Source organism: Alphaproteobacteria bacterium LSUCC0719 (genome assembly GCA_040839025.1).
Classification (GTDB): Bacteria; Pseudomonadota; Alphaproteobacteria; order Puniceispirillales; family Puniceispirillaceae; genus UBA8309.
This window is the reverse complement of the sequence record JBFPJN010000001.1, coordinates 831398-846657: the sequence shown is the minus strand read 5'-3', so window position 1 is coordinate 846657 and position 15260 is coordinate 831398. Positions and strand designations below refer to the sequence as shown.

15 protein-coding genes and 1 tRNA gene are annotated in these 15260 nt (G+C 59.6%); 8 read left to right on the top strand and 8 right to left on the bottom strand.

Annotated features, from left to right (window positions below):
* The first annotated feature begins 7 nt into the window (after positions 1-7).
* The gene (locus AB3X55_04055; GenBank protein MEX0502746.1) at positions 8-2299 is read left to right on the top strand and encodes a molybdopterin-dependent oxidoreductase; all 2292 of its coding nucleotides are present in this window, start codon (positions 8-10) and stop codon (positions 2297-2299) included.
* A gap of 21 nt (positions 2300-2320) precedes the next feature.
* Here AB3X55_04055 and AB3X55_04050 read toward each other — a convergent pair whose 3' ends face one another.
* Both AB3X55_04050 and AB3X55_04045 read right to left on the bottom strand, forming a co-directional pair.
* A complete protein-coding gene (locus AB3X55_04050) occupies positions 2321-2890 on the bottom strand; it encodes a nitroreductase (protein ID MEX0502745.1) in 570 nt (189 codons plus the stop codon).
* Positions 2891-3030: 140 nt separating this feature from the next.
* Positions 3031-3756 (bottom strand): hypothetical protein, encoded by a 726-nt coding sequence (locus AB3X55_04045; protein ID MEX0502744.1) that lies wholly within the window; start codon positions 3754-3756, stop codon positions 3031-3033.
* A gap of 188 nt (positions 3757-3944) precedes the next feature.
* Between AB3X55_04045 and AB3X55_04040 the strand changes: the two genes are divergently transcribed.
* Entirely contained in the window at positions 3945-5132 is a 1188-nt protein-coding gene (locus AB3X55_04040; protein ID MEX0502743.1) for a mandelate racemase/muconate lactonizing enzyme family protein, read from the top strand.
* A 55-nt stretch (positions 5133-5187) separates the two neighbouring features.
* Positions 5188-6057: an NAD-dependent deacetylase gene (locus tag AB3X55_04035; protein ID MEX0502742.1), complete on the top strand. Its 870-nt coding sequence runs from the start codon at positions 5188-5190 to the stop codon at positions 6055-6057.
* Between the two features lie 3 nt (positions 6058-6060).
* Here the strand turns inward: AB3X55_04035 and AB3X55_04030 are convergent, their stop codons facing one another.
* From AB3X55_04030 to AB3X55_04015, 4 genes are all read right to left on the bottom strand, one after another.
* Positions 6061-6330 (bottom strand): hypothetical protein, encoded by a 270-nt coding sequence (locus tag AB3X55_04030; GenBank protein MEX0502741.1) that lies wholly within the window; start codon positions 6328-6330, stop codon positions 6061-6063.
* A 4-nt stretch (positions 6331-6334) separates the two neighbouring features.
* Positions 6335-6481, bottom strand: coding sequence for a hypothetical protein (locus tag AB3X55_04025; GenBank protein MEX0502740.1), 147 nt, complete (start codon positions 6479-6481; stop codon positions 6335-6337).
* Between the two features lie 424 nt (positions 6482-6905).
* Positions 6906-7613 (bottom strand): SDR family NAD(P)-dependent oxidoreductase, encoded by a 708-nt coding sequence (locus AB3X55_04020; protein ID MEX0502739.1) that lies wholly within the window; start codon positions 7611-7613, stop codon positions 6906-6908.
* A 7-nt stretch (positions 7614-7620) separates the two neighbouring features.
* Complete coding sequence (locus AB3X55_04015) at positions 7621-8217, bottom strand: HD domain-containing protein (GenBank protein MEX0502738.1); 597 nt, start codon at positions 8215-8217, stop codon at positions 7621-7623.
* A 455-nt stretch (positions 8218-8672) separates the two neighbouring features.
* Between AB3X55_04015 and AB3X55_04010 the strand changes: the two genes are divergently transcribed.
* Positions 8673-9251: a hypothetical protein gene (locus tag AB3X55_04010; GenBank protein ID MEX0502737.1), complete on the top strand. Its 579-nt coding sequence runs from the start codon at positions 8673-8675 to the stop codon at positions 9249-9251.
* A gap of 401 nt (positions 9252-9652) precedes the next feature.
* On the top strand, positions 9653-10357 hold the full coding sequence (locus tag AB3X55_04005; protein MEX0502736.1) for a ParA family protein: 705 nt from the start codon (positions 9653-9655) through the stop codon (positions 10355-10357).
* 64 nt (positions 10358-10421) lie between these two features.
* Here the strand turns inward: AB3X55_04005 and AB3X55_04000 are convergent, their stop codons facing one another.
* On the bottom strand, positions 10422-11555 hold the full coding sequence (locus tag AB3X55_04000) for an aromatic ring-hydroxylating dioxygenase subunit alpha (protein ID MEX0502735.1): 1134 nt from the start codon (positions 11553-11555) through the stop codon (positions 10422-10424).
* A 114-nt stretch (positions 11556-11669) separates the two neighbouring features.
* Here AB3X55_04000 and AB3X55_03995 point away from each other — a divergent pair, with 114 nt between their 5' ends.
* Positions 11670-13085 (top strand): protein adenylyltransferase SelO family protein, encoded by a 1416-nt coding sequence (locus AB3X55_03995; GenBank protein ID MEX0502734.1) that lies wholly within the window; start codon positions 11670-11672, stop codon positions 13083-13085.
* On the opposite strand, the gene AB3X55_03990 is transcribed toward AB3X55_03995, so the two are convergent.
* Entirely contained in the window at positions 13054-13512 is a 459-nt protein-coding gene (locus AB3X55_03990; GenBank protein ID MEX0502733.1) for an Lrp/AsnC family transcriptional regulator, read from the bottom strand. The two genes, AB3X55_03995 and AB3X55_03990, sit on opposite strands and share 32 nt — an antisense overlap.
* A 340-nt stretch (positions 13513-13852) precedes the next feature.
* Here AB3X55_03990 and ald point away from each other — a divergent pair, with 340 nt between their 5' ends.
* Both ald and AB3X55_03980 read left to right on the top strand, forming a co-directional pair.
* Entirely contained in the window at positions 13853-14944 is a 1092-nt protein-coding gene (gene ald / locus AB3X55_03985; GenBank protein MEX0502732.1) for an alanine dehydrogenase, read from the top strand.
* Between the two features lie 205 nt (positions 14945-15149).
* Positions 15150-15225 (top strand) — tRNA-Ala (locus AB3X55_03980).
* Positions 15226-15260 lie beyond the last annotated feature (35 nt).

Genomic DNA, 15260 nt, shown 5'->3' with positions numbered 1-15260 from the left:
GGCTGGTATGTCGTTGACGAGTACGCATTGGGGAACCTACGAGGTTGCCGTCAGGGACGGACGTGTGACCGGTCTGACACCCTTTGCCGAGGATCGTGATCCGTCGCCAATCGGCACATCGCTTGCCGAGCTTCTTGACCATCCAACACGGATCAGACGCCCGGCGGTGCGCCGGGGGTGGCTCGATCACGGGCCGGGTCCGGCACAGGGCTTGCGCGGCACTGACCCGTTTGTCGAGGTCGGCTGGGACGAGGCGGAGCGGCTTGTTGCAGCAGAACTTGACCGGGTGCGGGCGACATATGGCAACAGCGCCATCTATGCAGGGTCCTATGGCTGGGCCAGTGCCGGCAGATTTCACCATGCCCAGAGCCAGATCCATCGGTTCCTGAACCTCATCGGCGGTTATACACGGTCGGTGAACACCTACAGCTATGCCGCTGCCGAGGTAATCGTACCGCATGTTCTGGGCAGTTTCGGCAGGTTGCTGATCCAGCATACAAGCTGGACCAATATCGCCGCGCATTGCGAATTGTTCGTGGCTTTTGGCGGACTGGCACTTGGCAATGGGCAGATGGGCAATGGCGGCACGGGTTGTCATGTCCAGCGCGAGGGATTTGCCGCGGCGGTGGCGGCAGGTGTCGAATTCATCAATGTCTCGCCGCGTGGGCTTGATCTCGAGGCACCGGCCTCGCCACGCACCATCCATATCCGTCCGAACAGCGATACCGCGCTGATCCTGGCACTGTGCCATACATTGCGTGCCGAAGGGCTGGCGGATGACGGGTTTCTCGCACGCTACACGGTCGGCTATGACAAATTTGCGGCCTATCTCGATGGTGCATCCGACGGGATCCGCAAGGATGCACAATGGGCAAGTGGGCTGACAGCCCTTCCGGCGTCCGAAATTGTCGCTTTGGCACGAAACATGGCGTCGAAACGCACCATGGTGTCGATCAGCTGGTCGCTGACCAGGCAGCAATATGGCGAGCAGCCCTACTGGGCCGCTATGTCGCTTGCGGCCATGCTTGGTCATATCGGCACGCCAGGCGGCGGTATCGGGTTCGGCTATGCCATCGCCAACTATGTCGGACACAATGTTGATCCCGTCCCCGTTGCCGCCTTGCCGCAGGGCACCAATGGCGTCAGCGATTTCATTCCTGTGGCGCGGATCAGCGACATGCTGCTGAATCCCGGTGCCGAGTTCGACTATAATGGCGGGCGCTATCGCTATCCGGATACACGTCTGGTCTATTGGGCTGGCGGGAATCCGTTCCACCATCATCAGGATCTGAACAGGCTGCAGCAGGCATGGCAGAAGCCCGATACCGTAATCATCCATGACTGGTGCTGGAACGCCACCGCCAAGCGGGCTGACATTGTGCTGCCCTGCACAACCATGCTGGAGCGCACCGATATAGGGATGACGCCGCGCGACCCCTACATCATCGCCATGGAAAAGGCCCAGGAGCCTGTTGGCGAGGCGCGCGATGATTTCGACATCCTGTCCGGAATCGCGCGGGCGATGGGGTGTGGGGAACAATTCCGTGAAGGCCGTTCGGCCGAGGAATGGGTGCGCTATCTGTGGGACCAGTCACGGCGGCGGGCGGCCGACCGCGATGTGGACCTGCCATCCTATGAGGATCTTGTTGCCGCGACATATCACCGGCGTGCCGCCCCGCCGGTCGAGCCGGTGCTGTTCGGGGCGTTTCGGGCCGATCCCGAAGCGCACCCTCTGGCCACGCCAAGCGGCAGGATCGAACTGTTCTCTGAAAGAGTGGCATCGTTCGGCTATGCCGACTGCCTTGGTCACGCCACCTGGAACGAACCGGATGAATGGCTTGGCAACGCGACGCCGACATATCCGCTGCATCTTCTTGGCAAGCAGCCACGCAACAAGCTTCATTCACAGCTTGATCCGGGCACGCACGCCGCGCGTGCCAAGGTCGCCGGTCATGAAGCTGTCGAGATGAACCCGGATGACGCCGCACAGCGGGGTATCAGGGACGGTGATATTGTCAGGGTCCATAACGGGCGGGGTGCCTGTCTTGGCGGCGCGGTCATCACGCCCGATATCATGCCCGGCGTGGTCATGATGAGTACGGGCGCCTGGTTCGACCCCTGTCCCGATACCGGATTGTGCCGACATGGTAATCCGAACATCCTGACGCCAGATCAGGGAACCTCGCCATTGTCACAGGGCCCCGCCGCGCATAGCTGTCTTGTCGAGGTGGCGCGCCATGACGGGGACAATCCGGCCGAAGCAGCCTTCCAGCCGCCTCGGTTCGTGCCGCGTGATTGACCACAAACGGCCTGTTGCCACCTATAACCTGGTGATGATGGTGGCCGGATCGGGCCGGGTGCGTTCCATCGGCGGCTTCACTTTTTCGCCGATATAGATGAAGCCTGCGATACGGTCATGCCCGGGCGTTCCACCAAGTTCAACCAGCATGCGGTCATTATAGGCATACCATTCGGTCAGCCATTGCGCGGCATAGCCGAAAGACTGTGCCGCATATAGCAGGGTCGTGCAGACAGCGCCGGCTGACAGCTGCATCTCCCACGGGTCGATCTTGGGATGCTCGACAGGCGATGAAATGACGGCGATCACCACATCGGCACGCTGCAGACGGCATGTTTCCACCGACTCGACCTCCGGCTTTGCATCCGGATTGGCGGCGATGAATTCGGCATGGATCACCTCCCGGTCAAGCCGTTCACGCGCCGCACCGGTGATGACGGCAAGCTTCCACGGTTTCAGCGCGCCATGGTCCGGGACGCGGAGTCCGGCGGTCAGGATCTGGTCAAGATGGCCCGGATCGACATTGCCGGGCTGCATGGTCTTGGCGGTCACCGACCGCCGCGTTGACAGAAATTCGATCACACTGTTCATCCTGCATCTCCCTGACCCGGCGGTCGCCATCATCGCGGCGGCCAGCATCATGAATTTCATCCCCGGATGCAAGAGGCGGATGAAAAAGGGGCCGCGCGGGCCCCTTTACTGGATTTTACCTTACGGCTTCATATGCCGAGCTAGATATCATGTTCGTTCATGGCTTCTTCAATGGCATCGCATGTGCTGCCGCCGCCGCCAGCAACACAGCTTTCATAGCTGTCAAAGTTGGTGATGGCATCCATGGCACCTTCGATGTTCCGCAAATCGTCAAGGAACGCATCAACCTGTTCGGCCATGCCGCTGTCAACCAGATCACCGAGATCCTCGATGAACTGATTGACCTGATCCTCCGGCATCGCTTCCAGCACGCTGTTCACCGCTATCAGGTTGTCCATCGAGATACCGGTTTCAGCCGACATCGCCTCGACCTGTTCCAGAATCTTGGGGTCCATGCTGGCAAGATCCCCGTCATTCAGCAGTTCCTCGACGCTGACCCCGGTTTCTTCGGAAAGTTCGGTGACGGCGCTGATCTGCTCATAGGTCACATCGTCGCTTCCTGTCAGGTCCTGGACAACGGCATTGCCGATCACCGAGATCTGCGAATCCTTTGGCAGGCCGCGCAAGTCACTGACCGGGACGAAGGTCACCTCCTCGCCGACAACGACAAAGACATTGTTGCCGGTGACGCCGCCGGCTTCACCACTTTCCTTTGCCTTGTCGATCAGCCTGTCAATCTGGTCCGGCGAGGCACCCTGATAGATCTGGCCATCCGCCCCGAGAACCTCGCCCTTCTTGAATGTCAGCGCCTGTGCCTGGGTAACGACAGCAAGGCTGAGGAGGGCACCCGCAATATAGAATTTCATAAAAAAGCTCCTTAAAAAAATATGAAGGCAAGTAAAACGGTGAAGGTTAATCTTTATATTAGTTTTAGTTAATATTAATGATGCTCGGACTGAGCCGTTGCCGGCGGTAGCCGGTGCGTTATTTCGCCTTGTGCGCGGCACGATCCGTTGCCACTCTCATCGGGACTTGATCAGCTGGGGTAACGGGTATGAGAATTGCGAAGCTGGAAACCTTTGCCACGCCGGATGTGGGGTTTGTCCGGGTAACAACGGATGGCGGCGAGACCGGGTGGGGGCAGGTATCGACCTACCATGCCGACATCACCGCGCAGGTGCTGCACCGGCAGGTGGCGCCCTGGGTTCTGGGCCGCGTCATCGACGGTGACAACCCGGTGGACGATTTTCTGGACCTTGCCGCCTTTGTTCATGAGCGCGAGCATAAATTCCCCGGATCCTATGTCCGGCGGGCGCTTTCAGGTGTCGATACCGCGCTGTGGGATCTTCTGGGGCAGATGGCCGGACAGCCTGTTGCCAGCCTGATCGGCGGCGCGCCGGGGCGGGTGCGGGCCTATGCATCCTCGATGAAGCGCGACATCACGCCCGCCGACGAGGCCGACAGAATGTGCCGGCTTCGCGATACGCACGGCTTTGACGCCTTCAAATTCCGGGTCGGTGCCGAATGCGGGCGCGGCAGCGATGAATGGCCCGGCCGCACCGAGGCGATTGTCGAGACCGTGCCGCGCGCGCTTGGCCCCGGCATTGTCACGATGGTTGACGCCAACAGCGCCTTTGACGTGCCGCGCGCCATCGAGGTTGGCTGGATGCTGGAGGCCAACGGCATCAGCCATTACGAGGAGCCGTGCCCCTATTGGCGGCCCGATCTGACCCGGCAGGTCACCCAGGCGCTGGATATCGATGTCACCGGCGGCGAGCAGGATTGCGACATGCGGCACTGGGTCGATATGGCGGCCAATCATGTTGTCGATGTGATGCAGCCGGATGTGATGTATATGGGCGGGCTGACACCGACGCTGGCGCTGGCGCGGATGCTGGCCACCGCCGGCCCGGACGGGCGCGGCTATCCCTGTACCCCGCACGCGGCGAACCTGTCGCTTGTCACCATCTGCACGATGCATCTGCTGACCGCGATCCCGAATGCCGGCCCGTATCTGGAACTGGCGATCGAGGGGGCGGACTATTATCCCTGGACCGAGGGTCTGTTCCGCGGCGATCCGTTCGCTGTCGATGGCGGGCATGTCACCGTCACCGATACCCCCGGATGGGGGGTCGAAATCGCGCCCGACTGGCTGGCGGCGGCGCAGCATGACGCCAGCGAATGGGACGGTACGAAACCTGCCTGCGAGTCGTTCCCGCGCCGCGCCATCGGTGCTGCGTGATGATGTCTGGCGAGCTTTCCGGGGGCGAACTGGCCGGGGGACGGCCGGCCGGGCCATGACCACGCTTTACGTCACCGGTGCCGGCGTCAGCGCCGACAGCGGCATCCCTACCTTTCGCGGCCAGGATGGGTACTGGACCATCGGATCGGTCAACTACACGCCCCAGGAAATGGCCACCCGCCGCATGTATGAAGACGATCCGGGGCAGTTCCTGTTGTGGTATTACCGGCGCTTTGCCGCCTATCGCAACGTGCCGCCGAACGATGTGCATCGCTGGCTTGCCGACCGGTGCAACAGCGGCGCGGCGCGGCTGATCACCCAGAATATCGACGGTCTGGACGGGCGTGCCGGCAACCGCGACTATGTCTGCATCCACGGGCGGCTGGACCGGATGACGCTCTATGACGACCAGGACCGGTTGCACATCGCCGCCGCGGCGCAGGGCAATCTGCTGGACAGCGACATTCTGGTGCCGGCGCCGTGGGATGATGTGCCGGCGGCGCTGCGCGCAACCGGGGCCGCCGGCGACGATCCGGACAACGCCACGGATGCCGAGATGATGGCGGCGCTGTGTCACCTGTGCCGTATCAGCGGGGTTGGGTCAAATTCCGGAGCCGGGCTTGGCGGGGCGTCATTCCAGCCGCAGATGGGGGTGTCGCTGAAACCGTGGGTGCTGCTGTTCGATGAATATTACACCGACCTGTACCGCATGGGCACCGTCGAGGCGTGGCTGGACGAGGCCAGCCGGATGGTGTTCATCGGCACCAGCTTTTCGGTCAATATCACCGCGATCGCGCTTCGCGTCGCGATCCAGCGCGGGGTGCCGGTGGAGATTGTCGACCCGCAGCCGATCGATCCGGGCATCCCCGACGGCATGGCGGATATCACCTACCACCGCATGACGGCACAGGAATGGGTGGGTTAGGGGCTAGCTGTCTGAGTCTTTTGGCTGTTGCTCAGGGTATTCGGTCCGGCCACTGGCCGATTGATCAGGCAAGTCCAACTCATAATCGGTTTGCCGTTCAATCAACTTTCGGATTTCCTGAACTTCTTCTGCCGAATAGTGCTTGCCGAATGGGGGCGGGATATTGATGTTCTGGTCACGCCATTCAAAGCGTATCTTTCCGGTTTCTGGACTGGTTTCACATTGACGGCACCCCTGTCGTATCAGGGCCGTGATGACAAAGTCCTGATCCATGAAGTCACGCAGATATCTGCGATAGCTTCTTCACCGTTGGGCCGTTATTCAGCAGCTTTGCCATGTCCATATCGGCAATGTCTTCGTCGCTGTGGCTGTCATCGCCGTGAATCCAGGCCCCGCCGTAAATTTCATGTTCCTGTGCCTGCAACTTGCACGCCTCCCAGCTTTTGGAGAAGGACAGAAAAAAGGTGTCCTTGCCCTGCGCATCGGCCGGCGGGGTGGCAGAAGGGTCGGACAGGTTGGACTCAGACAGGTTGTGCGTGAACAGGAAATGGGTTTCACCTAATAGTTAATATCCGAGTTCCACGGTTTTCATTGCGCGCCCCCTGTTTTCGCCCGTCCAGACATCACCAACACCACCACCACAAACGCCGAGCCGGGATTGGGCCATTCATATGTGACCAGTCCTAGCATGCGATACCAGTCTGCGAGGCATCACGATCGGTGCGTGAGCGCTTTCTGCCTCCGTCACTCTTGCCTCCACGTATGGCGGTAATCTTAAAGGCTCAGATTTAAGAAAATGCAAACAAAAACAGATTTTTAGTCATAAATTAACTACCCCCACCCTTGTTTTAGAACGGCAGTGCCTCGCCTTCATAGGTCTCGAACACGCCGCTTGTCGCCATTGTTAGCGCATCGAAGCGTTGCAACAGGCCGGCGGCGCTGACCTGCGCGGTGATGGCGGCGTTGGCCCCGCCCATATCGGTCTGCACCCATCCCGGATGATAGGCCCCGACGGCGATGCCGTCATCCGCCAGTTCCAGCGCCATTGACCGCGCCAGATTGGTGGCTGCTGCCTTGGTCGCGCGATAGATCGGAGCGCTGGTCCCGGCGCGTGCTGATGATCCCATCTGCGATGAAATGATGGCGATCCGGGGGTTGGTCCCAGCCTTCAGGTGGCCTAGGAAATGCCGCACCGTAAAGAACACCCCGGCAATATTGGTCATCAGCGATTCCGCGATATTGTCCTGGGTGTGGCCGGGATCGGTCAGCCCGCCGCGCGCGTTCATCGTGCCCGCATTCACCACAAGCAGGTCGATCGGCCCGGCAATGGCGGCGGCGGCGGCGGCGGCCGATTCATCCTCGCGGGCTTCCAGCCCGATGATGGTCAGCGACCCGGCCCCGGTACCATCATGCGCCTTGGCAAGATCGTCCAGATGGGCGGCGCTGCCCGGGGTGCGGCAGGCGGCAATCACGCCGTCGCCACGGGCCAGCGCTTGTCGAGTCATTTCCAGTCCGATGCCGCGATTGGCACCAGTGATCAGAATGCGTTGGGTCATCACGTATCTATGCCTCTGCCGTTGGTGTGATAGTGGCCGGGGTGATGATGGCCGGGTCGAACGGTGTGCGGGTGAAGATTTCGCGCAGCATAGGTTCGAAATGCTCCAGCGGCCTTGTTGGGTAATCTGGGTCGAACGCCATCTGGTCCCAGTCGCGGCAGAACCGCTCGCAGTTGTCGAACCAATCATGGCCGCGATAGCGCTCGCGCTCGTCCTTGTTAACGCCGGCGGCGTCGCCGTAATAATACATCTGGAAGATGCCGTGATGTTCAATGATCCAGGTGACCTCGGCCCGGACATAGGGGCGGATGATGGCGGCGGCCATCTGGCTGTGGTTTTCCGGAGCCAGATCATCGCCAAGGTCGTGGATCAGCGCGGCCACGACCAGCTCGATATCGGCGCCGTCATCCTTGGCCCGGCTCGCCGATTGCAGCGAATGCTGCAGCCGGTCGATGCGATAGCCGGCCAGTGAATGGCTTAACCCCCGCAGCGCCGCCAGCAGGCGGTCGGGAAGGGCAGCGATATAGTCATGTTCCAGCCTACCAAGAAAGGCGTATTCCGCGGGCGTGCCTTCATCCATGCGGGTAAAGCTAACAGTGTCCATGACGGTGGTCCCGATCTGTGGTTGCGATCTATGGTTGCGTTCCAGTTATCCTAGCCGCCTACGCGGCCCAGCGTAAAGCGCAGTCCGTCGATCCTGCCCCGTTAATAGGCAGCCAGTGATAGCGGGTAGTCCGGCATGGCGGCAAGCCGGTCCTGCATCGCGGATCATGTCCTGCTGGCGGCTGGAATTGCCCGGTTGAAGCTTGCCCGGAAAAACAGCGCTTGCAAGCTGGTCGATTTTTATCACATTGGTTTTAGGTCGAACTTCGGCTACCGTTAGAGCGTTACGTTGCAGGTAAACCGCAAGCAGATCTTCGGCACCACCGCCGATCAGTTTTAGCATGCTGGCTAATCTGGTAAGGGTGTGGGCCATTGGGAACGAAGCTGCTGGCGCTTAATTAATAAAAACAATACATAAATTTTCACTTAATTAACCTCTTGGACGTAGTGAAATCCATGGATAAGGTCATAAACGATATTACAAATCTGGCGCGGAGCATCGTCGAAGCGGTCATTCTGGCGACACCTGCGCCGGGATCCCCGCCTTACTGGGCGTTGATTGGTGCCTTGCTGGCACTGGTTGCTCTGCTTTTCATCTGGCTTCTTCTGAGGCTGGTTGGTGCGGGACGTATTAAATCGGCACCAGTCAATGACGAGCCGAATATCACCTTCATGGATGTAAGTGCCGAAGCCGCTGCCGAAGCCAAAGCCGCAGCACTGGCACACGGGGACAAAGACGATGTTGTGCCGCTGCAGGATATCGCTGCCGCGCCAACCGGTGAGGCCTCCACTGATGCCCCGGTAGCCAGCAATGATGCGCAGCTTGCATCCGGCTTTACGTTTTTCAAGAAGCGCAGCGCAGCCGAGGCAAGCCGGACCGAGACGGCAAATCTCGAGGATGATGTCTTCCTGCTTGGCCTTGAACAGGAAATGCTTGCCACGCGGCAGCTCTATCTCGACGGCTTGATCTCGAAAGAGGTGTATGTCACCGAAACGCGCGCATTGTATGACAAGGCCCAAACACGAATGACCTAGCCCGGCATGCCGAATGTGGCTGTTTGTCGGCGCGTCGGGCTGTCCGCGTGATTGTCCGACATGGCGGTGATGCGCGGTTGTCGCGTCGTCTGCACACCCTGTTGCGCGCCACGGCGCTGACAGGTGATGGCGATCGTTCCGTGATCCTAAAATACGACCAGCTGTCAGCCACAGGACAGGAAAGCGGAGGTTTCGGCGGAGATTATCCCCGTTCATGTCGGCATGACGGTCCGGCGTACACCACATCAATCTGGCTGAGGTTAGCGTCCAAAGTTGATATTTTGCATGAAGAACCTTTGCTTCTTTCCTTTTTTTTGTCATAAAAAGTAAATATCGGTAATGATAACCTGTTGTGTAGATCATGCGCGGTAGATGCGCGTGAGGCATGAGGTGGTCGGAACATGAATGTTGGCAAGGCGATTTTCGTAGGCAACATCAAGGGCGGTGTGGGGAAAAGCACCCTTGCCGTCTATCTGACGGACTATCTCCGGCGACGCTATCAGCGGCGGCCGGTGATGCTTCTCGACACCGATCCGCAGGGGACGGCGTTCGAGATGATGCAGCCGCACAGCCGTGCCGATGATATCAAGTTCCTGCCAATCGGTGATCGCTATGACGGGGTCAGCATGACCACGCTGGACAGTGTTCTGCGTCGGATGTTGAGCTGTGAGGACGCTGTGACCATTGTTGATACTGGGGCAGGCAGGCTTGGCAATGTCTGGCAGATGGCCATGCTGTGCAGCACCGTGCTGGTGCCAACCTCGATGTCCTGGACGGACCTGCGGCCAACCATCGACTTCATCAAGGAACTTGATGATCGCAAGGAGGATTACGGCGTTGTGAACCCGCATGTCGTGGTCGTCCCGAACCGGACCTCGCCGTCACAGAAAAATTTCAGCCAGCTTGCGGGCGCGTTGGAAGAGGTTAACGCCATCATGGCGCCACCCATTTCGGATCTGTCGGCGGCGCGCTGCCATTCACCGGAATTCCAGGGGATCAATGCGGTCGCGGGAACCCGTTTCTGCGAAGAGATCGAGCGTCTTGGCGAATTCATCATTGATTATGTGATCAGCGGTGAGCTTGACCGGATCTATCAGACCGCCTGATCGGTCGGCTTCAGCCAATCAACCCTAATCCAGACTCCACAATCACGCAGACATGATTGCAATCTCAGCGTGTCAGCGCCCCTGCGACCCATGAATGGAAATGGTGTGTCGGTGCGTCCATGACGGCTGAAAACTTGCCACCATCATAGCCGGCGGCGTGTCGACCACGCTGCATGCCTTCGACAACGCCGACATCTTCGGCAAAGACGGTGCGCCACATTTGCGTATTGGTGGCGCGCATTTCGGCAAATTCATCACCCCGCGCCGCCTCGTCGGCATAGTAGATTTCAACCTGTTCGACGGTTCGTCCCGGACCATCCGGCAGCAGCAGGATGGCAAAGGCGTGGTCATTATGGACGCCAAGGAGAACATTCGGGAACAGCGCGACATATTCCGCCCCGGCATCCCATTGTGACGACAGATCGTCAAAATGCGGGAACCGGTGCCCGTCCTGGCTGATCTGGGGTTGATAGACCGTTGTTCCCTGGCCGGCAAACCCGCCACCCTCGAGAATATTGTAATGGTCCTCGAGCCGTGAATAGGTGTTCAGCGCTGGATGCACAAAGGGCAGGTGGTAGGATTCGCAGTAATTTTCTACCGCCAGCTTCCAGTTGCAGTCCAGCGTGAAGCTGATCGAGGAATCTGCCCCCGTATGAACCAGGGGCTGGTCGAATTCTTTCCAGCGGGCGATCAGCGGTGCCGCCGCGTCCTCAAAATCGGGAGCCTCACCCCCGACATTCACGAAAATCACATCGCGCCAGACATATGATCGCACGCGGATGAGTGGCAGATCACACATCTTCACACTGTCATGGCTGTTGATATCGGGGCCCCCGACATGCGGTGTGCGCCGCAGGTTGCCATCCAGATCATAGGCCCAGGCATGATAGGGGCAGGTGATCGGACCACGAAGCTTGACCGGTTCCTCGATCAGGATCATCCCCCGGTGGCGACAGACATTCTGGAACACATTCACCTCGCCCTCGGCATTGCGCACCATCAGCAGGGGCATGCCAAGAAAGGTCACGGGACGCGCCATGCCGGCATCTGCGATATCCTTGCCAAATCCGATGGCTGCCCAGCTGTCGCGGAACAGGGTGTCCTGCTCATGCCGATACATCGCCTCGTCGACATAGCATTCATTCGGCAGGCCGGTTGCGGTCTCAATCGGCGACATCACATTGCGCAGGTTGGTCATCGCGGGTATTCCTTGCTGACTGGTCTTTCAGATGGTTGTGTCTGGCGGATCGTTACACTCATAAACCCACAACGCAACATCGATTTGAACCGGACTTCAGGAAAGCATGGCGGCATGACAGGTTACGAGGCAGCTCCCATTCATCTCGACCTCGATGACCGCTTCTACCGGCAGGTGACGGCGGCAGAATTTCCCCGGCACAAAATCCGCTGGCGCAATGATCGCGCCGCTGCGGCGGTCGGTCTTGACGGGCTGGAGGATGATGCCTGGCTTGAACATTTCGCGCACTTCCGTCCCTTGCCCGACAACATCCAGACACCGCTGGCGCTGTGCTACCACGGTCACCAGTTCGGGCATTACAATGCCGATCTTGGAGATGGCCGCGGGTTTCTGTTTGCCCAGCTGCGGGCGGCGGATGGGCGCATCCTCGACCTTGGCACCAAGGGATCGGGAACAACGCCCTTTTCACGAAGCGCCGACGGACGGCTGACCCTGAAGGGGGCGGTTCGCGAAATCCTCGCCACCGAGATGCTTGAGGCACTTGGCGTCAACACGTCAAAGACATTTTCAGTGATCGAGACGGGAGAGGCGCTGCAGCGGCATGACGAACCGTCGCCAACCCGGTCTGCGGTGATGGTCAGGCTTTCGCACGGCCATATCAGGATCGGCAGTTTCCAGCGGCTGCGCTATCTTGACGATGCTGACGGGATCGAAACGCTGGTGCGTCACACAGCCCGGCACCATTTCGCCGACAGTCTGGATTCGCAAACGCCGATGAACGAGCTTGCGCCGCGCTTTCTTGCCGAGGTGGCATCCCGTATCGCGGATACAGCCGGGGGGTGGATGGCGGCCGGCTTTGTCCACGGGGTGCTGAACACGGACAATTTCAACGTTACCGGCGAAAGTTTCGACTATGGTCCCTGGCGCTTTCTGCCGCGCTTTGACAGCCATTTCACGGCTGCCTATTTCGATCATGCCGGACGATATGCCTATGGACGCCAGCCCGAGGCAAGCCTCTGGGCGGTGTGTCGGCTGGCTGACTGTCTGGTGCCCTTTGGCGGTGCCGACCCGCTGGAAGCGGCGCTGCAGGATTTCTATCCATCTCTGGAAGCCAGCCTGCAACGCCGTCTGTGCTGGCGGCTGGGGATTGAGGTTCCGGTTGAACAGGCGCAGGCCATAGCCAAAACGCTATTTGCCGCCGCGCGCGGGGACCAGACGCCGTTCCCGCAGATCCTGCATGACTGGTATGGCGGTGCCAGACGGCGCGGGGAATATGATGGTGATGCCTGGCGGGCCTTTGCCGACAGCCTGGACGGCGCGGCGCGGCTGCCGCAAGCCGATGATCCGCTGTTTGACAGGCCAAGCGTGCCGGCACTGCCGATCGAACGTGTGGAGGCGTTGTGGGCACCGATCGCCGAGACCGATGACTGGGCACCGCTCTATGCTGCGCTGGACGAGATCCGGCAATGGGGCGTGGCGTGGCGCGGCGCTGATCATCTCACGGGGCGGGCGGCGCCAGCGAGCGTGTGAACACCTCGCGCATCACAAAACTGCTTTCCATCCGCAGAACATGGGGCAGGGCGGACAGATATTCGGCGTGCAGCCGCCCGAAATCCGCCACGTCGCGTGCCGCCACGCGCAGAATATAGTCACTGTCGCCGGCGATCAGGAAACAGGCAAGCACCTGTGGTGTCCTGGCCACGGCCTCCTCGAATTCGGCCAGCATTTCCGCTGATTGACCGATCAGGGTAATCTGCATCAGGACAAGCACCTCATGGCCAAGCTTGGTGGCGTTCAGCTGCGCATGATAGCCGTCAATGACGCCGGATTTTTCAAGCAGGCCAACCCGGCGCAGGCAGGCTGAAGGCGACAGGCCAACCGCATTCGCCAGCTCGACATTCGAAATCCGGGCATTGTCCTGAAGCTGTGAAAGGATGGCGCGGTCTATGCGGTCCATTGTCCATTTCCCAATGACATGTCAATTTTTCGAATAAAATTCTAATCTATTTCATTATTTTCATCAAATAATCAAATTATACAGAAAATCATCCAATAAAAAGACCAGAAATAGCATCGAATTCAACATAATATACCAAGAGTCGAACGGGGGTTGCCAGCACCTGACCGGGTATCGGTAATCGGGGTCGAATTCATGTCCTGAATTCATGTCATGTCATGTCAAGTCATGTACTGAATTCGTGTGCTGAATTCCGTGGCCGACTGTCGACTTTGGATTCTGATCATCGGCGAATTCGCGAGAATTCACCACCATCTCCAGATGCAAGAGGGGAGACATCATGCTTATAGGTGTTCCAAAGGAAATCAAGGTGCGCGAGTCGCGCGTCGGGCTTGTGCCGAATTCGGTCATTGAACTGACATCGCGTGGTCATGAAGTACTCGTCGAGACAGGCGCCGGGGCCGGTATCGGCGCGTCGGACGATGTCTATCGTGCTGCCGGTGCAAAAATTGCCGACAGCGCGGCCGCCGTATTCGAGGCCGCCGAGATGATCGTCAAGGTGAAGGAGCCGCAGCCGAACGAGTGGGTTCAGCTATCGGCCAACCAGATCCTGTTTACCTACCTTCACCTTGCTGCCGATATGGCGCAGACGCATGGCCTGATGGAATCGGGCTGTACCGCCATCGCCTATGAAACCATCACCGACGATGCCGGCGGGTTGCCCTTGCTGGCACCGATGAGCGAGGTTGCCGGCCGTCTGGCGGTGATCGAAGGCGCGTCCAATCTGAAGGCAAGTGCCGGTGGCCGGGGATTGCTGATTTCCGGCGTTCCGGGAACAAGCCCGGCAGATGTTGTTGTCATCGGTGGCGGTGTCGTCGGCACCAATGCCGCGAAGATGGCCGTCGGCCTCGGTGCCAGGGTCACAATTCTTGACCGGTCGGTGCCCCGCCTCCGGCAGCTTGATGACCTGTTTGGCAGCGCTGTGACAACACGCTATTCCAGCAACGCCATCATCGAAGAGGTCTGCCGCAACGCCGATATGGTGATTGGTGCCGTGTTGATCCCCGGGGCCAGCGCACCAAAGCTGATCTCGAAATCCTTCCTGTCCGAGATGAAGCCGGGCTCGGTGCTTGTCGATGTCGCCATCGACCAGGGCGGGTGTTTCGAGACATCGCGCCCGACAACGCATGACGACCCGACCTATGTCGTCGATGGTGTGGTGCATTACTGTGTTGCCAACATGCCGGGTTCGGTCCCGCTGACCTCGTCCGAGGCGTTGAACAACGCGACATTGCCGCATGTCCTGGCGCTTGCCGAACATGGCGTGGCGGCGTTGGATCGCAATCCGCATCTTGCCAACGGGCTGAATGTCCGTGACGGCAAGGTAACCTATGACGCGGTTCTCGAGGCCATGCAGAGCGCTGCTGCCTGAACTCTCGATCTGAACTCGCAATAAGGTTCCTCCAAGGGCGGCCGACGTGTCATCACGTCGGCCGTTATTCGTTAAAGTGATCCGGGACTGCGGTTGATCCGAAAAAAGGGGTTGACCGCCAGCGGCCATTCGCAGATAACTCGCGACGGTCAACGGCCATGCCGATAGACCATGCGCGGTTGCCAGGTGGTGTGGCCGCTTTTATGGGGCCATAGCTCAGCTGGGAGAGCGCCTGCTTTGCAAGCAGGAGGTCGTCGGTTCGATCCCGTCTGGCTCCACCATATTCTCTCTATAGTTGTGAACGGTTTACGGCTAT